At 58.0% G+C, this 21,900-nt stretch carries 23 protein-coding genes and 1 riboswitch; of the genes, 10 read left to right on the top strand and 13 right to left on the bottom strand.

All coding sequences use genetic code 11. From position 1 onward, the window contains the following. Positions 1-4: 4 nt before the first annotated feature. The 3 genes from FMN63_RS23060 to FMN63_RS23050 are packed head-to-tail and all read right to left on the bottom strand — an operon-like array spanning position 5 to position 3,191. Positions 5-382: a Na+/H+ antiporter subunit C gene (locus FMN63_RS23060; RefSeq protein ID WP_148586472.1), complete on the bottom strand. Its 378-nt coding sequence runs from the start codon at positions 380-382 to the stop codon at positions 5-7. Beyond that, positions 382-801, bottom strand: coding sequence for a Na(+)/H(+) antiporter subunit B (locus FMN63_RS23055; RefSeq protein WP_148586471.1), 420 nt, complete (start codon positions 799-801; stop codon positions 382-384). The genes FMN63_RS23060 and FMN63_RS23055 overlap by 1 nt, the downstream gene beginning before the upstream one ends. Then, complete coding sequence (locus FMN63_RS23050) at positions 801-3,191, bottom strand: putative monovalent cation/H+ antiporter subunit A (RefSeq protein WP_148586470.1); 2,391 nt, start codon at positions 3,189-3,191, stop codon at positions 801-803. Before FMN63_RS23050 ends, FMN63_RS23055 begins: the two co-directional genes overlap by 1 nt. A 417-nt stretch (positions 3,192-3,608) precedes the next feature. Here FMN63_RS23050 and FMN63_RS23045 point away from each other — a divergent pair, with 417 nt between their 5' ends. From FMN63_RS23045 to FMN63_RS23035, 3 genes are all read left to right on the top strand, one after another. Continuing rightward, a complete protein-coding gene (locus FMN63_RS23045; RefSeq protein ID WP_148586469.1) occupies positions 3,609-4,586 on the top strand; it encodes a GGDEF domain-containing protein in 978 nt (325 codons plus the stop codon). Between the two features lie 156 nt (positions 4,587-4,742). Next, on the top strand, positions 4,743-5,192 hold the full coding sequence (msrB, locus tag FMN63_RS23040) for a peptide-methionine (R)-S-oxide reductase MsrB (RefSeq protein WP_148586468.1): 450 nt from the start codon (positions 4,743-4,745) through the stop codon (positions 5,190-5,192). A 243-nt stretch (positions 5,193-5,435) separates the two neighbouring features. Then, positions 5,436-6,134, top strand: a complete 699-nt coding sequence (locus FMN63_RS23035) for a substrate-binding periplasmic protein (RefSeq protein ID WP_148586467.1) — start codon at positions 5,436-5,438, stop codon at positions 6,132-6,134. Between the two features lie 65 nt (positions 6,135-6,199). Here the strand turns inward: FMN63_RS23035 and FMN63_RS23030 are convergent, their stop codons facing one another. Continuing rightward, positions 6,200-6,634, bottom strand: a complete 435-nt coding sequence (locus FMN63_RS23030) for a winged helix-turn-helix transcriptional regulator (RefSeq protein ID WP_286192739.1) — start codon at positions 6,632-6,634, stop codon at positions 6,200-6,202. A gap of 140 nt (positions 6,635-6,774) precedes the next feature. Here FMN63_RS23030 and FMN63_RS23025 point away from each other — a divergent pair, with 140 nt between their 5' ends. After that, positions 6,775-7,632: an SDR family oxidoreductase gene (locus FMN63_RS23025; RefSeq protein WP_148586465.1), complete on the top strand. Its 858-nt coding sequence runs from the start codon at positions 6,775-6,777 to the stop codon at positions 7,630-7,632. 152 nt (positions 7,633-7,784) lie between these two features. Next, entirely contained in the window at positions 7,785-9,020 is a 1,236-nt protein-coding gene (locus FMN63_RS23020; protein ID WP_148586464.1) for an MFS transporter, read from the top strand. Between the two features lie 37 nt (positions 9,021-9,057). Here the strand turns inward: FMN63_RS23020 and FMN63_RS23015 are convergent, their stop codons facing one another. The 7 genes from FMN63_RS23015 to FMN63_RS22980 all read right to left on the bottom strand — a co-directional run bounded on the left by FMN63_RS23015 (position 9,058) and on the right by FMN63_RS22980 (position 16,103). Beyond that, positions 9,058-9,648, bottom strand: coding sequence for a hypothetical protein (locus FMN63_RS23015; RefSeq protein WP_148586463.1), 591 nt, complete (start codon positions 9,646-9,648; stop codon positions 9,058-9,060). 283 nt (positions 9,649-9,931) lie between these two features. After that, positions 9,932-12,127 (bottom strand): M10 family metallopeptidase, encoded by a 2,196-nt coding sequence (locus FMN63_RS23005; protein ID WP_148586461.1) that lies wholly within the window; start codon positions 12,125-12,127, stop codon positions 9,932-9,934. Between the two features lie 463 nt (positions 12,128-12,590). Next, on the bottom strand, positions 12,591-13,652 hold the full coding sequence (locus FMN63_RS23000; RefSeq protein ID WP_148586460.1) for a FecCD family ABC transporter permease: 1,062 nt from the start codon (positions 13,650-13,652) through the stop codon (positions 12,591-12,593). A gap of 53 nt (positions 13,653-13,705) precedes the next feature. After that, a complete protein-coding gene (locus FMN63_RS22995; protein WP_148586459.1) occupies positions 13,706-14,641 on the bottom strand; it encodes an ABC transporter substrate-binding protein in 936 nt (311 codons plus the stop codon). 16 nt (positions 14,642-14,657) lie between these two features. After that, entirely contained in the window at positions 14,658-15,431 is a 774-nt protein-coding gene (locus FMN63_RS22990) for an ABC transporter ATP-binding protein (protein ID WP_148586458.1), read from the bottom strand. Further along, positions 15,428-15,835 carry a DUF1636 family protein gene (locus FMN63_RS22985; protein ID WP_148586457.1) on the bottom strand — a complete coding sequence of 136 codons (408 nt, stop codon included), beginning with the start codon at positions 15,833-15,835 and terminating at the stop codon, positions 15,428-15,430. Before FMN63_RS22985 ends, FMN63_RS22990 begins: the two co-directional genes overlap by 4 nt. After that, entirely contained in the window at positions 15,825-16,103 is a 279-nt protein-coding gene (locus FMN63_RS22980; RefSeq protein ID WP_148586456.1) for a hypothetical protein, read from the bottom strand. Before FMN63_RS22980 ends, FMN63_RS22985 begins: the two co-directional genes overlap by 11 nt. Before the next feature lie 107 nt (positions 16,104-16,210). After that, positions 16,211-16,423: riboswitch (cobalamin riboswitch) on the bottom strand. 131 nt (positions 16,424-16,554) lie between these two features. Here FMN63_RS22980 and FMN63_RS22975 point away from each other — a divergent pair. Beyond that, positions 16,555-18,639 (top strand): S9 family peptidase, encoded by a 2,085-nt coding sequence (locus FMN63_RS22975; protein ID WP_148586455.1) that lies wholly within the window; start codon positions 16,555-16,557, stop codon positions 18,637-18,639. 202 nt (positions 18,640-18,841) lie between these two features. Beyond that, entirely contained in the window at positions 18,842-19,240 is a 399-nt protein-coding gene (locus FMN63_RS22970; protein WP_148586454.1) for a hypothetical protein, read from the top strand. A 13-nt stretch (positions 19,241-19,253) separates the two neighbouring features. On the opposite strand, the gene FMN63_RS22965 is transcribed toward FMN63_RS22970, so the two are convergent. Then, complete coding sequence (locus FMN63_RS22965) at positions 19,254-20,171, bottom strand: LysR family transcriptional regulator (RefSeq protein WP_148586453.1); 918 nt, start codon at positions 20,169-20,171, stop codon at positions 19,254-19,256. Between the two features lie 100 nt (positions 20,172-20,271). Here FMN63_RS22965 and FMN63_RS22960 point away from each other — a divergent pair, with 100 nt between their 5' ends. The 3 genes from FMN63_RS22960 to FMN63_RS22950 are packed head-to-tail and all read left to right on the top strand — an operon-like array spanning position 20,272 to position 21,197. Beyond that, on the top strand, positions 20,272-20,580 hold the full coding sequence (locus FMN63_RS22960) for a putative quinol monooxygenase (protein ID WP_148586452.1): 309 nt from the start codon (positions 20,272-20,274) through the stop codon (positions 20,578-20,580). A 6-nt stretch (positions 20,581-20,586) separates the two neighbouring features. Beyond that, positions 20,587-20,805 (top strand): DUF2798 domain-containing protein, encoded by a 219-nt coding sequence (locus FMN63_RS22955; protein WP_148586451.1) that lies wholly within the window; start codon positions 20,587-20,589, stop codon positions 20,803-20,805. A gap of 17 nt (positions 20,806-20,822) precedes the next feature. Beyond that, positions 20,823-21,197: a RidA family protein gene (locus FMN63_RS22950; RefSeq protein WP_205514246.1), complete on the top strand. Its 375-nt coding sequence runs from the start codon at positions 20,823-20,825 to the stop codon at positions 21,195-21,197. Between the two features lie 186 nt (positions 21,198-21,383). On the opposite strand, the gene FMN63_RS22945 is transcribed toward FMN63_RS22950, so the two are convergent. Continuing rightward, positions 21,384-21,875: a GNAT family N-acetyltransferase gene (locus FMN63_RS22945; protein ID WP_148586449.1), complete on the bottom strand. Its 492-nt coding sequence runs from the start codon at positions 21,873-21,875 to the stop codon at positions 21,384-21,386. Positions 21,876-21,900: the final 25 nt, after the last annotated feature.

Below are 21,900 nucleotides of genomic sequence, written 5' to 3'. Positions count from 1 at the left end.
TAGCTTAGTACCCTTGCGGCGGAGTTTGGTCGTGTTCGGGTTCGGCGATGCGCATCTCGTCCACTTCGTCGGTGCCCAGTTCCTGGTAGGCCCGGAAGGCCAGAACCAGAAGAAAGGCAAAGAACGAGAAGGAAATAACGATGGCTGTCAGCACCAGCGCCTGCGGCAGGGGATTGGCCGTCGCCGTTTCCGGAGCATAAAGATGATCGGGAATGAGCGGCGGCACCTCGCGCGTCAGGCGCCCGTTTGTAAAGATCAGCAAGTTCACGGCATTGCCCAGAATGGCGATGCCAAGAAGAATACGCACCAGCTGCTTGGAGAGCATCAGGTAGACGGCCACGGTAAAGAACATGCCAATCAGGATGACGACGCCACTTTCCATCAGTCGGCCTCCCTTTCTTCAAGCGCCAGCGCAATGGAGCCGATTGCTCCGACCACCACCAGATAAACGCCAATGTCGAAGAACAACGGCGTGGACAGAGCGACCTCCACACCGAACACGTGAACTTCCAGCCACTGACTGGTCATGAATGCCTGAGCCTTGAAGATCGACGGCAGGCCAGCCAGGGCCGACAGGAACAGCCCGAAACCTGAAACTCCCATCGGGTGGAAGACAATGGCGCGGCGCACGGAGGCAACACCGCAGGCGATACCGAAGATCGCGAGCGCCGATGCGGCGATCAGACCGCCGATAAACCCGCCCCCCGGCTCGTTATGGCCGCGCAAGAGCACGAAAATCGAGAACAGGACCATCAGCGCGGACAGATAGGGCGCAATGGTGCGGAAGATGATCGTACGCATCAGCGAACCTCCCCTGTCTGGGCGGGTGTGGGATGGGAAACCGTCTTGGGCTTCTCGATGGGTTTTTCAGGCTTGGTGCGCACCCGGATCAACGCCAGCACACACAGACCCGCCAGCACCACAACGGCAATTTCACCCAACGTATCGAAGCCGCGGAAGTCGACGATGATTACGTTGACGATATTGCGCCCATGGGCGATGGAACGGCTGAACTGCGCGAAGAAGTCAGACAAGCGGGTATCGAAAGGCTGCTGCGTGATGGCCAGGAGCGTCATCGTCAGGCCGAGACCGACACCGATGGCGACAATGCCACTGACAACCGCCGCGAGGCCATGCCGGTGATCGCTGGGTGACAGGTTCAGCCTTGTCATGACCAGTGCCAGAATGACGACCGACAGGGTTTCCACCATGAACTGGGTGAACGACAGATCAGGCGCCCCGAACATCATGAAGATCAGCGCAACCGCAAACCCCTGGATACCCAGCGAAACGATGGCCGTCAGGCGGGTATTGGCGACCAGAACCGCGATGAGACCGAAGAAGGCGATCAGCAGGATTCCCCATTCATAGAAGCGGTAGTCCGGCATCTTCGGCATCGCCGGCAGGCTGTCCGTCAGGAAGCCGGGCACCAGCACCGCGAGCCCCGTGAAGATGAAGGTCAGGATCATGTAGGTGTGCATCTTGCCGGACTGCAGCACGCGCGTGATACGCCAGGACAATCCGACTGTGCCGGCCACGAACTGATCGAACCCCTTGTCCGGGCCCCAGCCGATAGCCGTGAGCGCGCTGCCGATCACGCCGCGCAGACGGTCGATCTGAGTGAACAGTGCAACGCCAAGACCAATGGTGACCAGAGAAAGCAGAAGCGGTGCGTTGATCGATGTCGGCCACAAATGAAGTTCGACCTGCGTCGTCTCTCCGACCAGGGAAGACAGGGTTGGCGCGATCAGGAGCTCACCGCTGGTATGTGCGATCAAGGCCAGCCCAAGACCGGTCACCGAGAGGAACACGGGACCGGCAAACAGCAGCACAGGTCCTTCGTGCGCATGTTTCGGCGTTTCCACCTTCGGACCGAAGAACGGCTTGATGACGACCGCGGCTGCGATCACCAGCATCAGGGCATTGCCGACAACGGCCGTGACGGTGATCGGCAGGCCGAGCTCCAGCCAGCCCCAGGTGCCGTAGTAAAGCACTTCCTTGGCGATAAAGCCGATAAACGGCGGCAAGCCGGCCATGGAAAGCGATGCAAGGCAGGCCGCCACGAAAGTGATCGGCATCGCCGACCGCAGGCCGCCGAGCTTCCTGATGTCACGGGTTCCCGCTTCATGATCGATCGTGCCGGCCACCATGAAGAGTGCGCCCTTGAAGAGAGAATGCGCTAGCAGATAGAGGACCGCACCTTCCAGCGCCTTTTCCTGACTGGTGCCGGTCAACATGACCAGAAGACCCAGCGAGGCAACCGTCGTATAGGCGAGCATCAGCTTCAGGTCGGTTTGGCGCACCGCCAGGATCGTGCCGACCAGCAGCGTCACACCACCGAATAGCGGCAGAACCGTCGTCCACAGTTCCGTTCCGCCCAGCAGCGGGTGCATGCGCATCAGCAGGTAAACACCAGCCTTCACCATCGTTGCCGAATGCAGATAGGCGGACACAGGCGTCGGCGCTTCCATGGCGTTGGGCAGCCAGAAATGGAACGGGAACTGTGCGGACTTGGTGAAGGCACCGCCCAGAACAAGGAAAAAGATCGGCACGTAGAGCGTGGTGTCCTTGATGATATCCGGTGACGACAAGAGCACCGACATCTCGATCTCGCCCGTGGCCGAGATGATCAGGATGAACCCGGCCAGCAGCGCCAGACCGCCGCCCCCCGTGACCACAAGCGCCTGAAGCGCGGCCCGCCGTGACGCTGCGCGCAGGTGATCGAAACCGATCAGCAGGAAGGACGTGATCGAGGTCAGTTCCCAGAAAATGAACAGGGAGATCAGGTTGTTGCCGAGCACAAGGCCGAGCATCGACCCCATGAACATGAACAGAAACGAAAAGAACCGGCCCTGTTGCGGATGGCCTTTGAGGTAGCCTCCGGCGTACAGGATGATGAACGTTCCGATACCGGAAATCAGCAGGGCGAACAGCGTCGACAACCCGTCAACGTAGACGGAGAAGTTTACGCCATAGCTGGGAGCCCAGGCCATTGCCGCAACGAAGCTTTCCCCTTTCGACACAGGTTCGACGAACCCGGTGAAATGGAGGAAGATCAGTGCTGGCACGATTGCCAGCACCCAGGCCGCATTGTGTTTGAACCAGCGGGTCAGAAAAGGCGCAACCACAGCCGCAGCAAAGGGTGCGAGGACGGCAAAGAGAGTGGTGTCGTCGATCAATGCTGGCGTCATGCTGATCTTTCGTCACGGTTTAAAAGAAACGACGGAAACGGGCTTTCTCGAATCAGCCCCGATCCGCCGGATAATAACGGCCCCGAAGGTATATGACATGTCTTAGGTAGTCGAAATTACGTGTTCAAGCGTATGCCGGTCGTTTTTCAGTGAATTCCCCCGCGTCACATGCGCGCTTTTGTCAGGGGTTGGACTGGCGAGCCAGCTTCTTGTGCATTTTGTCTGTGCTGAAAACGCGTCGACTTGAAAAGCCGCAGGCTCCGCGTGCGCAATACAGCTCACACCAAGGACCTTCAGAAAAAATCACCTTCGTCTACACCTGGGACAGGCAGCTTGCCACTTGATTTCAAAGCGTGAATACCGTTCAGTTCCAGTTAGGGAATGCATTGCCACGAAAATCGAGCGAGGCAAGGAAAGATGGTGTCGGGCAGCAATCGGGACACGCCTTTGGCGACGGACCTTCTCCATCCGTCTGGCATCGACTTTGAAACGCTCGTCAAACTGGGCAATGAGGCCATTGTTCTGATCGGTTTCGATGGAACCCCCACCTTCATTTCGCCGGCCGCCGAGCGGCTGTTCGGGTGGAGTGCGGAGAAACTGGCCGACCATCTGAGCGATCTTGTCTATCTGGCCACTCCGGATGCAGACGCGGACCATTTGCACCGGATCCTGTGCGGTAGCGGCGATGCACAGTCTCCCCTTCCCCATGCAGAACTTCAGCTCCGTTCCGCCTTCGGCTCTTTGGTCTGGGCGGAGGTGAGCACCCATTTGTTACGGGACAGTCGCGGAGCGGCTTACGCTTTCGCCGTCTATTTCCGAAGCATTGCCAAGCGCAAGGAGCTGGAAAGCCGTCTGGATGCGGCAACGCAGACCGACCCGCTTACCGGCCTGCTGAACAGACGCGCCTTTGAAGAAGGCCTGAAGCGGGAATGGGCGATTGCCCTTCGTGAAAAGACCCACACCAGCCTGATCAAGGTCTCGCTCGACAGGTTCGAAGCACTCGCGGAGCATTTCGGGCCGGGCGCCGCCGAGGAGTGCCTGACGAAAGTCGCGGAAACCCTGAAGGAAACCGCGCGCCGGCCGGCGGATATCGCCGCCCGAACCGCAACGGCGGAATTTTCTCTTCTTCTGCCCAGAACCCACCAGATGGGCGCCGAGACCATCAGCGCCTATCTTCACTTGGCAATCCAGGATCTGGGCATTCCCAATCCGGACAATACGGCAGGCAATGGCGTCATGACAGCATCGGTTGGTGCAGCCTGCGCGGTTGTCGAACAGACCGGCATTTCGGAAAGTTCCGAACTGATCCTCGCCGCCGCAGAGAGCTGCGTTTTTCAGGCACGCCAGGAAGGTGGCAATCGCGTGAAGTCAGTGTTGCACCACCTCACCCGTTAGAAGCGGGCTGGCGTTGAGCGGCGCAAAAAGGCTTTCCCTCGGCAACACCAGCCCCGCAGACACCGTGACCGATTGGCGAAACCTTTATCTGCTGCCGCTTGCAGCCAACGGTGTGCGGGCCTATTTCTCGGAAAAACACAATACAAGGAATCCAGAATGACCGACGAGACCACTCGCCAACTTCAAGCGTCTCCAAGCGTCAAGAAAACCACTGCGGAATGGATGGAGCAGCTCACACCCGAGCAGTTCTATGTTACCCGGCAATCCGGCACCGAGCGCCCCTTTACCGGCCCCTATTGGGACAACAAGCTCATCGGCCGCTACGACTGTGTCTGCTGCGGAGCGCCGCTATTCATGTCGGATACAAAATTCGATTCCGGGTGCGGATGGCCCAGCTTCTTCGAGGCAGTCAGTCCGGATGCGATACGGGAAATCGAAGATCGTTCGCATGGCATGATCCGGACCGAAATTCGCTGCAGCAGCTGTGACGCGCACCTGGGACACGTTTTCCCGGACGGGCCGCCCCCCACAGGCTTGCGTTATTGCCTCAACGGCCATGCGATGAATTTCGTTCACGGCGGCAGGCTGTCTGCAAAAGCCGAATAGCCACTTTACGTTCCGCCCGCCCCTGAGTGATCGGCCCGCAATGACGAGCCATAATGTTCTCCGGGCGGGTGGAATTAATACATGCATTGAATAATATTTTTAAGAACAGTCGCAGATTTTACATTTCAGTCACACCCCAATGCTAATAACTACATCAAAGCTTTAAGAACTCCGGGGTAGCTCTTGTCTGTATTGCGAAGGTTTTCCAGAACACTTTCTCGCGCGCCGGTTGTCTACCTGGGATTGGGACTTCTAACTCCGCTGATACTGTCTTCGACAGCGACCTCGGAGGAAATTATCGCGTTTACTGGGTACCTGCCTCCGCTTTCCATAAATGAAGAAGAGAAAGGGATCGCGGTTGAGCTGATGGAACTTGTGGCCGAAGAAGCCGGGCTTGATATCAAGATCAGGTTCGCGCCCTGGAGGCGAGCACAGATTCTTGCAGAAAACACTCCCGGCTCCCTTCTCTTCACCGCTGCCTATTCCAAGAAGCGCAAGGAAAAATTCGAGTATATCGCGCCGCTCCTTTATACGGAAAGCGCGCTCGTAACCCTCGATGAACCCCTCGATACATTTGAGAAGGCAATTGAGAGCGGCAAGGTGATCGGCGTTCATCTCGGCAGCCAACGGAGCCAGATTCTGCGGCGTTTCGGGTTTCGCAACGTTGAGGAAATCCCAAGCGCCGAGCAGATAAGTGCCATGCTAAAAAACGGCCGGATCGATGCCTGGTACACAATGTCCGTCCGGGCAAGCTACATGTTCAAGAAACAGGGCTATGATCCGAAAACCCTGGTGATCGGGGCCCCGGTCACTCACGGAATTCAGTGGCTTGCGGCCAACAACGATCTCGATCCGCAGATCAAGGGCCGACTGTCCGCTGCCATCTCCAAAGTGTGGCGTGATCCGAGATACTGGCAGATTGTCGACCGATACTCGCACTGACAGCGCCCGTAAACCCGTACGAACCTGCGCAAGACCTCTGACCGCACGGGCCTATGGCCCATTTGCTATTCCACAGCCTCTGCTTGGCTCTGATGAGGCCTGGCAGACAGAATTCTGATGGTATTGACCTCTATCCAGTCGGCAAAATCGCGCACCTTCGTGGCAGCTTCCCTGCCGATGGGTGTCAGGCTGTAATCGACATGGGGCGGCACTACCGGATGGGAATACCGGTTGACGAACCCGTCCGCCTCCAGGGTCTGCAGTGTCTGCGCCAGCATCTTTTCACTGACACCGCCCACAGTCCGGCGGATTTCCGAAAACCGCCGGTCTTTTTCCAGAAGCGCGATCAGCACCAGCACGCCCCAACGGCTGGTCAGATGACGCAGGATCTCGCGGGACGGACAGTTCTGGTTGAGCAATTCCCCCGTCTGTATCAGTTCGGACAAGGGCGCGCCGCTGTTGAGCATGCACCTGGGTCCGGTTTCGGCTGTGTCGGTCATCGTGCGGTCCATCTTTTTGATGCGAGATTGGAAAAATCTCAAAACTAACCTTTTTGTACGTACTAACAAAAAGTTAGTTACCCGTCTACATGGGGAGCATCCGCAGGATTTCAAACGATCGACCTTCAAGGAGAAATAAGATGATCGCAGTCACGGGTGCCAATGGCCAACTTGGCCGTCTCGTCCTCAAACATCTGACGAACCTGACCGCGCAGCCGGTTCGCGCCCTCGTCCGCTCCCCGGAAAAAGCTGCTGACCTTGCCAGTGATCAGGTTGCTGTTGTGAAGGCGGATTATGACGAAAGCATCACTCTGCCCGCCGCCCTGGAAGGTGTTGAGCGTCTTCTGTTTATTTCCGGTTCGGAAGTCGGCAAGCGTCTCCCGCAGCACAAGGCCGTCATCGACGCGGCAAAGGAAGCCGGCGTCCGCTTCATCGTCTACACCAGCCTGCTCAACGTGCCGCAGTCCAGCCTTCTTCTGGGCGAGGAACACAAGGAGACGGAAAGGCTTCTGAGTGAAAGCGGCATTGCCCACGCCGTGCTGCGCAATGGCTGGTATGTCGAGAATTTCGGCGGCACCATCGCAGCCGCCCTTGCACACGGTGCCGTTGTCGGCGCGAGCGGTGACGGCAAGTTTTCTGCGGCCGGGCGAGAAGACTATGCAGAAGCCGCGGCCCGGACGGTTTCCGGCAGCGATCTCACCACCAGGGCTCTGGAACTTGGCGGTTCATCCGCTTTCAATCTTGCCGACCTTGCAGCCGAACTTTCCAGCCAGTCAGGTCGCGAAATTCCGTTCAACAACCTGCCGGAAGCCACATATGCCAGCATTCTCGTACAGGCCGGCATGCCTGAAGGTTTCGCCAAGGTTCTCGCAGATGCCGACAGAGGCGCTTCTGAAGGCGACCTGTTCACGGCCTCCACGGCTCTGGAAGACCTGAATGGCCATCCGGCCCGTTCCCTGAGCGACTTTGTGGCCGAAAGCCTGAAAGCGAACGCGTAAGCTCCCGACAAAAGACAGCTCCGGCACGAAGGCAGCCTTGCCGCCTTCGTGCACTTATCTGAATTTGTGGTCAGTCGCTTCAAGGATATTTGTTGGTCGCCGGCTGGCGAACCTGTTACCCAGTAAGTTCTTCACTTTCCCGGTAACCGATCATGTCTCTCGCGACCGCATCTGATCCATACGCCCAGGACGGGCCCTACGCCTGGTTCCGGCTGGCGATATCGATCCTGCTGAGCACCCTGGGTGGCGCGGGCATGTGGGCGGTCATCATCGTTCTGCCCGCGGTCCAGACAGATTTCGGTGTCGACCGGGCCGACGCCTCCCTGCCCTATACCGCCACGATGTTCGGTTTCGCCGCCGGCAACTATCTGCTGGGCCGCTTCGTGGACCGCTATGGCATCGTCCTGCCGGTCATAGGCTCCGCCGTGTCACTTGCCGCAGGTTTCGTGCTGGCCGCTCTTGCACCGGATGTCTGGTCGTTCACTCTGGCTCAGGGTGTCCTGATCGGTCTGGGCACCGCGGCCACCTTCGGACCTCTGATTGCCGATATTTCGCATTGGTTCGTGAAGCGGCGCGGCTTCGCCGTCGCCTGCGCCGCGTGCGGCAATTATCTTGCCGGTGTGCTCTGGCCATCCCTGATCCAGTGGAGCCTTGCCACATCCGACTGGCGCCAGACATACATCCTCATCGGTGTCATCTGCCTTGTGGCGATGGTGCCACTGGCCCTGTTGCTGCGCAGGCCTCCGCCGGACCGGTCCCAGAGCACCGGCACGGCAACCGCCCGTTTCGGACAGCAGGACACCGGACTGCCGCCAGCCGTCTTGCAAGGACTTCTGGTGGTTGCCGGGCTTGCCTGCTGTGTCGCCATGTCCATGCCTCAGGTCCATATCGTCGCCTATTGCGTCGATCTGGGATATGGCGTTGCGCCCGGGGCGGACATGATCGCCCTGATGACCGGTGCCGGTGTCGTCAGCCGGCTCACATCCGGCTACATCGCCGACAAGATCGGCGGGGTCATGACGCTGCTGATCGGCTCCGTTCTGCAATGCGCGGCGCTGTTTCTTTTCATTCCGTTCAACGGGCTGGCGTCGCTTTACCTGGTGTCGCTCATCTTCGGCCTCTCACAAGGCGGCATCGTGCCCAGCTATGCGGTGATCGTGCGCGAATATCTGCCGGCTCACGAGGCGGGGCAGCGGGTCGGTCTGGTGATCATGTCGACCATTCTGGGAATGGCCCTCGGCGGGTGGCTGTCCGGTTGGATCTACGACCTCACCGGTTCCTACCAGGCCGCATTCCTGAACGGCATCGCCTGGAACTTCCTCAACATGGCGGTGATGATCTTCATCTTCATGCGCGGCAAGATGCAGCCGAAGAGCGCCGCTGCCTGAGGTCATTGCCCGATGGCAAGCACCAACGTTGAGACCGTTACTTCAAGACGCTGAAATTGCTGGTGATCAGCCAGATCTGCGACAGCAGGACAACGCTGACCAGACCAATATGATAGACGGTATGCCGGATCCTCGTCGCAGCAAGTAGCAGCACGATGATTATGATCTGGCGCACCAGATACGCGGTTCCCAGATCGTTGAAATAGTCGATCCCCTTCAGCCGGGAATCCACGATATCGAGCGAGAACATCAGGGCAAGCAAGCCGTAGATCCAGGTTTTCCTGGCGTAAAAATAGTCCTTGTAGTTGGCGTATTCTTCCATCTTGTCCGGGTAAAGCACCGCGGTGATGAAGAAGTAGAGCGCGGCGAAGGCGATGACGAAGAAATAGCTCTCGAACGTCCAGACCTGAATGCGGCCAAGCGCAAATTCAAACCACCAGAAGTGAACGACGGACAGCAGCATGAACAGCGACCAGCCCAGATGCACGCTGTAGATCTCTTCCTGCCGCGGGTGCTGCACGTATCGCGCAAGACCATTCAGCAGACGCGCAACGCCCAGCCCGATCACCATGCCGATGATAATCCGGATATGAGCGAATTCTGCGAGATTAATGGGAAGTCTGTCCATGGGTACGCCGCATCTGGTCTATGTCCGACAACACTATACCAATACCGCCCGATTCGAGATCACTCCCATGGAAACAGTCCGGATCTCCCATAGCAAGCGCTTCGCCTTTACCGGACAAACCGGCCTTTATCGGTTCACGGCCCAGGCGATGCAGCTTGTCCGGACAACAGTTCAGGCTATGGACTCATCAAGTCGCGTCCAAATCCTTGTAGATGCACCTTTGACATCGGCTATCTATCTCGGGGTAGAGTGAGGGATTGAGACGCCCCTTTGGCAGCAGCGGCTAGATGAGATCGAAATCGTCCACCTGCAATATTGTGCCATCGGAAAATTCAAACGATTCTATGTAGTTCCCGAGATCGTTGAACGAAACTTCGTTGCCGTCGTCTCCCCAGGACAGCAGCAAATGGTCTGCATATCCAACCGACGCTTCGATATCCGATGGTTTCAGGTCCTGGAAAATGACGGTGTCCGTCCCGCGACCGTCAAACTCGCGGATTATCGTATGGCCGCAGTCGGAAGAAATAAGATAGGTGTCGTCGCCAAAGTCCCCCTGACAGGTTTGGCTGCCGAAGGAGGACGGCCCGGGGGCGAGGATGTCGTCGCCCGCGCCGCCAAGCAGGCTGTCGGCGCCGTCACCTCCGAATAACATGTCGTTGCCAGCGCTGCTTTGCAGATTATCGCGTCCACCACCGCCATGCATCCAGTAGTCGACCGTTGGATCATTGCCGATTACGCGATCATCTTTCTCAGCCCCCTGGAACTGCTCAAAGCCGTACCTGGACAAAGCGACTGTGTTGAACTTCGATCCCTCCTCAATGATCAGCTTGTCTATCCCAGGGCCGCCAATGTTTATGGGTCTATGTCTGTCCCAGAAGACATCGCCGCTGGAATAGTAGATCGTGTCGTTTCCCTCTCCACCGCGGAGCTCGTCGTGGCCCCATATGCCACCGCGCAGCAAATCGTCACCCGCACCACCATGAAGTATGTCGTGACCGTCGCCGCCAAGAAGCGTGTCGTTTCCTGCATTGCCCTTAAGGAAATCATCGCCGCCGCCGCCAAGCATCCAGTAGTCGACGGAGCCATCGTTTCCTTCAACTCGGTCGTCCAGTTCCGCACCTTGAAACTGCTCGAAACCGTACAAGGAAAGTCCGGCGGTATTGAATTTCGAACCGGCGGTTATGATCAGCTTGTCAATGCCTTCGCCGCCAACGTCTCTGGGGACGCCATCTGTCCAGAACAGATCATCATCGTCGTAAAGCACATGATCGTCACCGGGGCCTGCCCACACCGTGTCTCGTCCGTTCCAGCCGCTCAGAACGTCATCCCCTTTGCCGCCGATAAGCGTATCGTCTCCCTCATATCCCACCAAATGATTACCGGCATCGTTGCCAATAAGCGTGTCATCGCCCTGCCCGCCATAAGCTCTCTCGATGATGGTTCCGCGTGCGATGAGCAAATTTCCGCTACCGCCCGCGACACTGGAAATGCTTTCAGGTCGAAGATCGATCCACTGGTCGGCGGTAATGCCATCGAAAACGCTGTTACCGATAAAGTTGAGGAGATCCGATCCGCCGGTATCGAAGATCGTCACCGCCGCATCGGAAGGAATTTCGACGAAAGACGGCGATGGATAACCGCCAGGGTTTGTTCCATACATCGTGAAATCCGGATAGCTGTTGTCCGGCACTCCATAAAGGTCCTGGATGGCGATGATATCCGCAATCATCGGCGTCATCGGATACGCAAAACTGGCGTCTACCGAAGTGTTGGCGGTCTGACTGAAAGAAGACATGACCGAGGATTGCCAGGAATCGTTGGCATAGTGATTGTCGACGCCATAAGTGGCCGAGTTGTCATAGTTTCCTGCAAGGCCAAGACCGAGCGCCTGACCTATTTTCTGAAGATAGGTAAAGTATGTGAAACCCGGTATCGCATTGCCATCGTCACTCAGCATGGAGGCCGGTACATTGACGAAAGAGGACAGTATCGTTCCGCCATTTGCTGACGAAGTGACGTAAGGACCGCTGTCTTCGTCGTCAAAGGTGATATCGGCTCCACTTGAGACGAAGCTGAATTTGAGCCCGGAAACAATGGTCCAGGCATTCAGCGCGCTTCTTGCCAGCGCCTGCCCCTCATCGGTCAGTCCGGTAAGATCTGCCGTGACCTCGTCACCTGCCCGCACACCAAAAGACCGACGTGAACTGCCGAGTTCGTTCCAGTACCCATCCGTGAGCTGTTCGGCAATCTGGTCGTTGGTAAAGACCGGCAGTCGGGTTGCCGTGGCAGTACCGTGGAACCCGGTATAAGCCTCGTTCGAACTACTTGCCGGCGTGAAGCCGGAAAGGCTGGGATCCGAAACCCCGCCCGCGAAACCCAGACTGCTGCCGTCTTGCCCCTGGCTGTCGTCGTCGCAACTGAACCCGGAGACATAGGGGAAATCCTGGTATCTGCCGGTGGCGGCACATAGATCACACATATCTGTCCTCGTGGAGTTCTCTGCTTGGATGAAACACACCGATGTTCGGGCGCCGGCGTCCGGGCATAAGGGAGATCACACGCTGCCAGCACTGCGCCGCCAGAGAGGCTGTTTAGCGAAGTTATTTCGGTACACGCATCGTCTACCGAAAAATGTATTCGTGATTTTCAATCAAAAGACTAGTCGCTACTCAAGAGCTCTTCAATAAAAACTTGTTTATTTAAATTAAATCTGAAATAAATCTAAGAAACACTCAAATTCATTCGATTTTAATTCGAAATAATTCGCCCAATCTATTTATCTTAAGGCATCAATTTCACAAAGCTGCAGCCAAGTCGGCTACCGTTTTGTTCAAATTTCAAAAGAAGTCTTGAATGGCCGCCTTGCTATGAGGGATTTCAAGTGGCCGGTGATCCGGCCACTCTTTCCGAACAAGGTTCATGCGGCGGCCGATGCCTTTGGCCTAGTGGGCCTGGCCTGTCCGGGAACGCAACAGCAGGACGAAGAAAACACCACCGATCAACCCCGTGACGATACCGATGGGCATATCTTCAGGCGACAAAAGCGTGCGGGCAATGATGTCCGCCCAGATCAGAAAGATGGCGCCCAGAACCATGGAGGCGGGCAGAACCCGGCTGTAGTTACCGCCTACGAGAAAGCGCGCGATGTGCGGCACCATCAGGCCGACGAAACCGATGATGCCTGAAAACGCCACCATCACGCCGGTGATAAGCGCGCCGAGCACAAACACGGTGAGACGAAACCGGGCAACGGGAATGCCGAGCGTCGAGGCGGTTTCATCGCCAATGGTCATGGCGTTGAGATCAGCGGCCCGCACCAGGAAATAGGGTGCCACCAGCAGCAGAATGCCGAGTGGAAACGGCAATTGCGACCACTGGGCAAGACCGAGACCGCCCAGCATCCAGAAGACAACCGTATGAGTTGCCCTGGGGTCACCGAGGAAAATCAGAATATTGGCGATTGCCATGATGATGAACGACACCGCCACACCGGCAAGAACCAGCCGGTCGGCACTGGTCGCAGACGCGAAGCGTGTCACGCCAAGCACCAGGAAGGTTGCCACCAGTGCCCCGGCAAAAGCCATCAGCGGAACGGTCATGAGCCCCAGAAACAGGCCGGTGTGCAAAAGCGCAAGAATGGCGCCGGCCGCCGCGCCGGAGGAGATGCCAAGCAAATGCGGATCCGCCAGCGGATTGCGCGTGACGGATTGAAGGGCAGCACCGACCACAGCCAGACCGGCGCCAACAAAGCCGGCCAGCAGCGCACGCGGAAACCGGATTTCCCAAACGATCGCCTCGCGGCTCTGCGGCCAATCGACCTCAAAAAGGCCGGGCACCGTGCGATTGGCCAGGATCTTGAAGACAGTGCTGCCCGGAATGGCGACCGCGCCTGCGCCGATGGCGGCCACAATCGAAATAGCTAGCAGCAGCATCCCGGCAAGAAGCAGAACGCCGGTGCTCCACCGCCGCCGGGATGCGTTGTGTTTTGCCGTCACCTCGGTCATGCCGGATCATCGCTTGTGCCCGCAACCGCGGTGAGAGGCATTGTCAGCAAGTCTCACTCTCCCCAGAAGGCTTCAGTGAGTTTGCCGACAGCCTTGAGGTTTCGCGGTCCCGGCGTTGCCTCGACATAATCCAGGACGACGAAGCGGTCGTTCTTGACCGCCGCAATGCCGGCCAGAGCTGGGTTGTTCTTCATGAAATCCCGTTTCTGGTCCGCCGTCACTTCGCCGTAGTTTACGATCACGACCATGTCCGGATCTTTCTCCACCACGGTTTCCCAATCGACCGTCGCCCAGCTCTTTTCGAAATCGTCCATGACGTTGACGCCACCGGCCGCCTCGATAAGCGCCGTCGGCATAGCATAGCGACCGGCGGTGAAGGGCTTGTCCTCACCACTGTCGTAAACGAAAACCCGCAACGGTTTCTCGCCTTCCGGCACCGTTGCCGCGATCCGCGCCAGTTCCTGCTTATAGGCAGCGACAAGGTGCAGGGCCGTGTCTTCCACGCCGAAGATCTTCCCGAGATTGATCAGGTCGTTGTAAAGATCCGCCAGCGAAGCCTTGGGCTTGTCGCCGATATGGATGCAGGATTCGGTCAGCTCATAAACCTTGATCCCGAAGGGCTCCAGCGTTTCCGGCGTCACTTCGCCGCCAACCTTCATGCCATAGTTCCAGCCGGCAAAATAGAAATCCGCATCTGCCCCGATCAGCACTTCCTTGCTTGGATATTTTGACGCGAGTTCCGGAAGTTCGGCAACGCCCTCACGCATTTCCGCGTCCAGCGTCTTCCAGCCCGAAATGCCGGTATATCCAACCATGCGGTCGCGCAGACCAAGCACCAGCATCATCTCGGTCAGATTGACGTCGTTCGAAACAGCGGCTTTTGGCGGCGCTTCGAAAGTGACCGTGCGATTGCAGCTTTTCACCGTGGTCTGGGCAAAGGCCGGAACAGTCAGAAGGGCGAGCGCAGCGCTCAGCAGTAGTCTTTTCATTGTGCTCTCCAGGGAGTCAAAGATGGAAGGTCAGGTAACGCTCACGGCTGGCAGACAACTGCTCCAGGCGGACCTGTACCGAATAGGCTTGTTCAATGTTGCCGGGGGTCAGCACCGTTTCCGGCGCGCCATGGGCAACTAGCCGCCCCTCGTGCAGCAGCAGAACCTTGTCGCAGACGCGGCTTGCCAGATTGAGGTCATGCAGGCTTGTGACGATGGTGATGTTCAGATCAGAGATCAGCTCGACAATCTCGAGCTGATGGCGGATATCCAGATGGTTGGTCGGCTCATCCAGAACCAGCAACTTCGGTTCCTGCGCCAGCGCCCGAGCCACCATCACCCGTTGCCGTTCACCGCCGGACAGCGTGCCAAAGGACCTGTCGGCGTAGGAGTGCAGATCCATTTTCCTGAGGCAGTCATCGACGATTTCAGCGTCCCGTTTGCCTGCATTGGCAATGCCGTTTGCGTGCGGCCGCCGGCCAAGAACGACGATCTCGCGAACAGACAGGGCAAAGTCGGTCGGCTGCTCCTGCAGGACGGCGGCGATCGTTCGGGCTGCTTCCCTGGCACTGAGATGCCACAGGTCCCTGCCATCCACCAGAAGGGTGCCGGTGTGCGGTTTCAGGAAACGGTAGAGCAGTCGCAGCAGGGTCGATTTGCCGGCACCATTGGCCCCGGCAATTCCAAGAACCTCGCCAGCGGGCAGCTCGAAGCTGACCGGATCCAGAATGGTCCTGCCCTGCCCCGTCTTCCAGCTTGCCTCTCGGACGCAAAGATCGATCCCCGTCATGACAAGACCGTTCCGTCAGCTTCCGAGACGATCATCGCCGCAGGGATACGGCCCTGCGATGCGGTCCATCGCATGCCGTGCCGGACACTAGAACCGCCATATCCGTTCTCTAGCTCGCGATAGCGCCTGGCGTAGTCGACCAGATCTTCTATGTCCGTTTCACCTGCATCGATATCACCGAAGAGGTAAATCGCCTCGCCCGTTGCCTTGTAGGCCACTGTGCATCCACGCGAACAGCTTTCGATGTCGGCTGTACCGCTGACCTCGAAATCGTCCCCAACGACCGGAACGGCCAATTGGAGAGCGCGCTTCAACTGGCTGACCAGTGCATATCCGGGCTGACACATCTGACCCTTGTGACGGCAGACGGTACAGACAAAAATCTTGTGCGGCTCATTGCTCATGGCGCACCTTTACAGCTTCCGTCCGCGAACGGACAGCATGGGGCGGCGCAGCGACAACCTTGCCACCATGGCTGCGCAAGAAGCTACCAGCTTGAAAGGAAAGAGGATGATCATCATGTAATGTTATTACATTACCAATCCGATCGTTGGCAACAGGCTTTTGCCTGCCGTTCGGCACCATCGCGCGCAGCGCACGCATCGACAGCGGATCGGAAAGGGTCAAAAGGTTGGCAGGACTTGAGGTTTCAGCAGTCAATTTCCGGTTCATATCGCCCTCCGCGATTGCGCGGGGCAGTTTCGAACCGAATGTGCAACTTTGCCGGCAGGCGCCGATAGACCATGTCACTCACTCCGCCGGGGCACCCCGCCCGGGTTAAGGTTTAAGATGAAATGGCAGGTCTCCTGACTTGCGGGTCATGGCTTGCCTGATCCTTCCCGGGGTTTCCCCAGTGGCGCTTTCAGGTTTGCTCACCGCTCACAGTTGCGGGGGCAGTCACGGATTTGCAGCCTTGCGGCCTCGTCGCACCGTGTTCCCTTTTAATCCCGCTCCGAATTTCAGAGTCGGGAACCATCTCTTCCTAAGTGCTCGAACGCCTGGAAAATGTCAAAGACTTTCACCGCCCACCTTGTCGTCCCGAAGCGCAACAGACGCAGCCGTCCGGCGGCCTCGGCAGGATTGGCCTCTTGCCTTCACCGCTCAAAAATCCTACCTCGGATCCATGAAACAGGATGCCCTCCCCCCGCGCGCCACTGCGCGCCCCGTCACCCTTGAGACCCACGGCGTTGCTCGCCAGGACGACTTTGCCTGGCTGCGGGCAGACAACTGGCAGGAGGTCATGAAAGACCCTTCCGTGCTGGATGCCGATATCCGCGCCTATCTGGAAGCGGAAAATACCTACCAGGAAGCGCAGATGGCGCCGACGAAGGCTCTGCAGGAACAGCTTTTTGCTGAAATGCGCGGCCGCATCAAGGAAGACGACAGTTCGGTCCCCTCACCCGACGGCCCCTTCGCCTATGGCCTCAAATACGAAACCGGTGGCCAGCAACCGATCTTCTTCCGGACCCCGCGCGATGGCGGCGAGGAAACGGTACTTCTCCACGGCGACAAGGAAGCCGAGGGCACGTCCTACTTCCGGATCGGTGGTGTCAGCCAGTCGACGGATCACAAGCTCATAGCCTGGGCCTATGATGACAAGGGCTCGGAATATTATTCGCTCAGACTGCGCGACGCCGCGACGGCCAAGGATTTCGACTACGCCATCGAAGATACGGGCGGCGGCGGCGTTTTCTCCGAAGATAGTCGTTACGTGTTCTACGTTCGTCTGGACGCCAATCACCGGCCTTCAAAGCTCTTCCGGCACGAGATCGGCACCGACCCGGCCAGCGATGTGCTCGTCTACGAGGAAAAGGATGCCGGCTTCTTCATGGGGGTCGGCAAGACCCAGTCCGGTGACACCATCGTCATCGACATTCACGACCATGAGACGTCCGAAGTCTGGATGATCCCGGCAAGTGATCCGACTGCCGAACCGGTGCTGGTCGCAGAGCGCGAAACCGGCATCGAATATTCCATCGACGATCATGGCGACACGCTTTACATCCTGACCAATGCAGGTGGCGCCGAGGACTTCAAGATCGTCACCGCGCCCAAGAGCAACCCTGGCCGCCAGAACTGGTCAGACCTCGTGCCGCACAAGCCGGGGTGCCTGATCCTGTCCCACTGCGTCTACAAGAGTTTCATGACGCGGCTGGAGCGCGAGGACGGCCTGCCGCGCATCGTGATCCACCGGCTTGCCGACAAGATCGAACATTCCATCGCTTTCGACGAGGAGGCCTATTCGCTCGGCCTTGGAGGCGGCTATGAGTTCGACACCAGCACGATCCGCTTTTCCTATTCCTCCATGACCACGCCGTCGCAGACCTTCGACTACAATGTCGAGACCCGCGAGCGTGTTCTGCGCAAGGAACAGGAAGTACCCTCCGGCCATAACGCGGGCGACTATGTCACCCGCCGCCTGATGGCGCCCGCCGCCGACGGCGAGACTGTGCCGGTGTCCGTGCTATACCGAAAGGACACCAGGCTCGACGGCTCCGCACCGCTGCTGCTTTACGGCTATGGCTCTTACGGAATCACTATTCCGGCAAGCTTCAACACCAATTGCCTGTCGCTGGTCGACCGGGGCTTTGTCTACGCGATTGCCCATATTCGCGGTGGCAAGGACAAGGGCTTCCACTGGTACAAGGACGGGCGGCGAGAGAACAAGAAGAACACCTTCACCGACTTCATTGCCGCGGCCGATCACCTGGTTGCGGAAAGCTTCACCTCCTATGAGCACATCGTCGCTCAGGGCGGCTCGGCGGGCGGCATGCTGATGGGTGCTGTCGCCAATCTGGCACCGGAAAAATTCGGCGGCATCATAGCCGAGGTTCCGTTCGTCGACGTTCTGTCGACAATGCTGGACGACACGCTGCCGCTCACCCCGCCGGAATGGCCCGAATGGGGCAATCCGATCAGCGACAAGACAGCCTACGACTACATCGCCTCCTATTCGCCCTATGACAATGTCGAGGCCAAGGCCTATCCGGCCATCCTGGCGGTCGGCGGCTTGACCGATCCGCGCGTGACCTATTGGGAGCCGGCCAAATGGGTTGCCAAACTGCGGGCAACAGCCACCGGCGACAAGCTGCTGATGCTCAAAACCAACATGGAAGCCGGCCACGGCGGCGCCTCCGGCCGTTTCGACCGGCTGAAGGAAGTTGCCGAATCTCAGGCCTTCGCCCTTATGGTGACCGGAAAAGCCTGACACAGTGCAACCTTCGAACCCGTCAGGCGTGCGGCATATCCCGTGCGCCTGACACGGGCGAAACCAATAACGCGCTGCGGCGGATATCAGCCAAGCGAACGTGACTTGATTTTGCCCCGGTCTTCGGCTCATGTGAGAGTCGTTGCAAATCAATCAATTGAACGGTCCCGGACCGCGCCTATCCTGTTCACTGGAGCCTGTGATGACCTGCTACCGCTCTTTTCCGCACCACGTTGTTCATGGGTTGAAAAAGGGATTGCGTCTGGTTCCGGTCGTTGCCGCGTCCCTGAGCCTTGTCGCGTGCCAGTCCTATGAGACGACGGGCGGAAATGTGGTGGAAACGCTGCTGTTCTCCCCGACCTTCACCAAGAACCGGCAGGACATTCCCAGCACCTACAACACGCCTTATGACTGCCGCAGCTTCAGCGGCAGCGGCTGGAAGGGCATTGCCAGCGGCAAGGTCTTCAACTTCAGCCAGAAATACATCATCTCCCAGGCAGGTTGTTTCAAGACGCAGGGCGAGTGCAAGGCATGGCTTTCCGTCATGTCCAGCTACATCGATCAGCCGCGCTACATTCGCTGCAATCCCTACACTGCATAAGCCAACGGCCGGATCAGGCCGGATCTGGCTCAAACACAGCTCCCTGTAACACCGGAAACGCCGCCATGAAGGTTTCCATGTAATCGAGCAGGCAGCGTACCCGCGCGTTCAGCAGTTTGCCGGTTGGCCACACCGCGAAAATGTCCCGCTGCTGGCCCTGCCAACTGGCAAGAACCGGCGTCAGGCGGCCTGACACCAGGTCGTCCGATATCTCGCTCGCGGGCAGCAGGGCGAGCCCGTGACCATCGCCGGTGAGTTGCCTGGCCATGCTGATATCATCGACAACCACGCGCGCATCCAGCGGCACGGTTTCCCGAGCGCCCGTTTCCCGGTGGGTCAACTGCCATTGCGGCAATGTCGACACCCGCACCACCTTGTGCTCACTGATCTCTTGCGGTGTTTCCGGCGCACCTGCCTCTTCAAGATAGGACGGTGCCGCCACCAGCACGGTCGCGATCACCCCGAGACGTTTCTGGAAAAGGCGCTCATCGGTCTGCGGTCCTGCTCTCAAGCCAATATCCACCTTGTGTTCAAGCAGGTCCTTATTCTCGTTACTGAGGGCCAGTGTCAGCCGGATTTCCGGATAAGCCTTCAGAAATCCGGACCACATGGGTTCCAGAATTCCGATGGAAATATTGGTGGGTGCAGCCACTTTCATGGCGCCCCGGAGGCCATGCAGATCGGCGCTCAATCCATCAAGCGTCGTCTCTGCGGTTTGAACGAGATCGGCAAAAGACTCAAAATAGGCGTCCCCCGCCCCTGTCAGCTCGAATTTACGCGCGGAGCGAAAAACCAGCTGCGTGCCAATGGTTTCTTCCAGCTTCGCCAGGCGGCGCGTCACCGTCGCCGCAGGCAACCCCAGATGCGCTGCAGCCTTCGCAAGGCTTCGATGGCGCGCGATGTGAACAAACAAGGCGATGTCGTCGAGCATGATTCCAATTTCGCAATTTAAGTTACCATTTTCAGATATAGATTAGACAATCAGAAATCAATAAATCTGTCTTCATCCAACAAACACAACGGAGACAGTCATGGGCAACTATTTCATTTGCGCAGGTATTGAGCTGCAACAAGGCGCGGACCAGACCACGGCCGAAATGGAATTGCGCCGGCTGGCGGCCGAAACCCAGCACGAACCGGGCTGCAACTTCTTCGAAATCCGGCAGAACCTGGAGCATTCCGGCAAGTTCACTCTCTGGGAGAGCTGGACCGACAAGGACGCCCTGGCAGCCCACTTCGAAATGCCGCACACCAAGGCCTATCTCGCCAAGAACCTGACCCAGGTCAGCTACATCGAACAGCTCGGCGAGATCGGCACAGGCGAAGCGGGCGAAAGGTAAGCGGCCATGAAGACCCGATTGATAGCAACAAGCCTGATGTCGCTGGGTCTGTCGCTCCTGATGTCATGCTGGGTCACCTTCCTGAATCTCGGCTGGAACGACAGTTTCTTCTGGCAATGGATGAACGCCTTTCGCCTTGCCTGGCCTGCTGCCGCCGTCATCGCCTTTTTTCTGGGCCCACCGGTGCAAAAGGCAACGCACTACCTCGCCGCCCGGTTGCCGTAATCAGGATTGGAAAGAAGTTGTCTTTGATCAGACAGAACATCGAGGAACTGGGCCTGCCTGCCGGGCCCTATTCCCATACCGTGCGGCATGGACAGACAGTCTACACCTCCGGCTTCACGGCCTTCGGCACAGCTGCACAGGCCGCCTCGGCCGGCCCGCAGGTGAAAGAGATATTCAATCAGTTGCAGACTGTCGCGGCCCACTTCGGAAGCTCATTGAAGGATCTGCTGAAAGTAACCGTGTTTGTGACCGACATGTCGGATTTGCCGGAAATCCGGTCGACCCTGACAGACCTCTATGAAACTGACATGCCAGCCAGTTCGCTGGTCTGTGTTGCCGCCCTGTTTCATCCTGACCTGAAGGTCGAAGCGGAAGCGGTCATTGCCTCTTGATTGATCAATGGCTTGCAACCGTACCTGTTCCTCCGTATTATCAATTAGTAGAATATAACTAAATCAAAGCCGCAAAGGCGCTCTCAGATCTTTTGAACAACTGTGCACGGGCAAAACGACCCAATAACAAAAAAGAAAACTTGGCCACCTGCTCGCGGGTGGTTTTGTTTGAAAGCTCGCGAAACTCTACCCAAGTAATTGTTTTCTAAAGAAAACCGTCTCGGTTATCGGCGTATCGTAATAGGCGTCGACATTCTCAAAACCTGCGGCTTTGTAAAGCTTGATGGCGCCTGTCATGCCTGGCAGCGTGTCCAGCAGCATTTCGCGGTAGCCTGCAGCCTCTGCCGCCTTGACCACCGCCTCCACCAGCGCACCGCCCACACCCTTACCGCGCCCCTCCGGCAAGACGTATAGCCGCTTCATTTCGCACGCGCCGTCTTGTCCGAATGCTCTCAGACCAACACAACCGAGAACGATCCCCGCTCCGTCTTTCGCCAGAAACAGCGCCCCCACAGGCGGCGCATATTTTCCCGGCAGGCTTGCAAGTTCCTCCTCAAAGCCCTGATAGGAGAGGTCGATCCCGAGCCAGTCGACATAGGCGCGGAAAAGGCGTCGGACCTCGGCAAGATCTTCCTCGGTTTCAACCGCTACGATTGAAATTTGCTGCGATGGGGTCATGGAAATGTCTGATGGTCCGTGATGT

Origin of the sequence: Stappia sp. BW2, assembly GCF_008107695.1 — a bacterium.
Lineage (GTDB): Bacteria > Pseudomonadota > Alphaproteobacteria > Rhizobiales > Stappiaceae > Roseibium.
This window is presented reverse-complemented; position numbering and strand designations above follow the sequence as displayed.

What these genes read in the sequence shown, in the direction of transcription:
- FMN63_RS23060 (WP_148586472.1), bottom strand. Translation starts at nt 382, where the DNA reads ATGGAAAGTGGCGTCGTCATCCTGATTGGCATGTTCTTTACCGTGGCC.
- FMN63_RS23055 (WP_148586471.1), bottom strand. Translation starts at nt 801, where the DNA reads ATGCGTACGATCATCTTCCGCACCATTGCGCCCTATCTGTCCGCGCTG.
- FMN63_RS23050 (WP_148586470.1), bottom strand. Translation starts at nt 3,191, where the DNA reads ATGACGCCAGCATTGATCGACGACACCACTCTCTTTGCCGTCCTCGCA.
- FMN63_RS23045 (WP_148586469.1), top strand. Translation starts at nt 3,609, where the DNA reads ATGGTGTCGGGCAGCAATCGGGACACGCCTTTGGCGACGGACCTTCTC.
- msrB (WP_148586468.1), top strand. Translation starts at nt 4,743, where the DNA reads ATGACCGACGAGACCACTCGCCAACTTCAAGCGTCTCCAAGCGTCAAG.
- FMN63_RS23030 (WP_286192739.1), bottom strand. Translation starts at nt 6,634, where the DNA reads ATGACCGACACAGCCGAAACCGGACCCAGGTGCATGCTCAACAGCGGC.
- FMN63_RS23025 (WP_148586465.1), top strand. Translation starts at nt 6,775, where the DNA reads ATGATCGCAGTCACGGGTGCCAATGGCCAACTTGGCCGTCTCGTCCTC.
- FMN63_RS23020 (WP_148586464.1), top strand. Translation starts at nt 7,785, where the DNA reads ATGTCTCTCGCGACCGCATCTGATCCATACGCCCAGGACGGGCCCTAC.
- FMN63_RS23015 (WP_148586463.1), bottom strand. Translation starts at nt 9,648, where the DNA reads ATGGACAGACTTCCCATTAATCTCGCAGAATTCGCTCATATCCGGATT.
- FMN63_RS23005 (WP_148586461.1), bottom strand. Translation starts at nt 12,127, where the DNA reads ATGTGTGATCTATGTGCCGCCACCGGCAGATACCAGGATTTCCCCTAT.
- FMN63_RS23000 (WP_148586460.1), bottom strand. Translation starts at nt 13,652, where the DNA reads ATGACCGAGGTGACGGCAAAACACAACGCATCCCGGCGGCGGTGGAGC.
- FMN63_RS22995 (WP_148586459.1), bottom strand. Translation starts at nt 14,641, where the DNA reads ATGAAAAGACTACTGCTGAGCGCTGCGCTCGCCCTTCTGACTGTTCCG.
- FMN63_RS22990 (WP_148586458.1), bottom strand. Translation starts at nt 15,431, where the DNA reads ATGACGGGGATCGATCTTTGCGTCCGAGAGGCAAGCTGGAAGACGGGG.
- FMN63_RS22985 (WP_148586457.1), bottom strand. Translation starts at nt 15,835, where the DNA reads ATGAGCAATGAGCCGCACAAGATTTTTGTCTGTACCGTCTGCCGTCAC.
- FMN63_RS22980 (WP_148586456.1), bottom strand. Translation starts at nt 16,103, where the DNA reads ATGAACCGGAAATTGACTGCTGAAACCTCAAGTCCTGCCAACCTTTTG.
- FMN63_RS22975 (WP_148586455.1), top strand. Translation starts at nt 16,555, where the DNA reads ATGAAACAGGATGCCCTCCCCCCGCGCGCCACTGCGCGCCCCGTCACC.
- FMN63_RS22970 (WP_148586454.1), top strand. Translation starts at nt 18,842, where the DNA reads ATGACCTGCTACCGCTCTTTTCCGCACCACGTTGTTCATGGGTTGAAA.
- FMN63_RS22965 (WP_148586453.1), bottom strand. Translation starts at nt 20,171, where the DNA reads ATGCTCGACGACATCGCCTTGTTTGTTCACATCGCGCGCCATCGAAGC.
- FMN63_RS22960 (WP_148586452.1), top strand. Translation starts at nt 20,272, where the DNA reads ATGGGCAACTATTTCATTTGCGCAGGTATTGAGCTGCAACAAGGCGCG.
- FMN63_RS22955 (WP_148586451.1), top strand. Translation starts at nt 20,587, where the DNA reads ATGAAGACCCGATTGATAGCAACAAGCCTGATGTCGCTGGGTCTGTCG.
- FMN63_RS22945 (WP_148586449.1), bottom strand. Translation starts at nt 21,875, where the DNA reads ATGACCCCATCGCAGCAAATTTCAATCGTAGCGGTTGAAACCGAGGAA.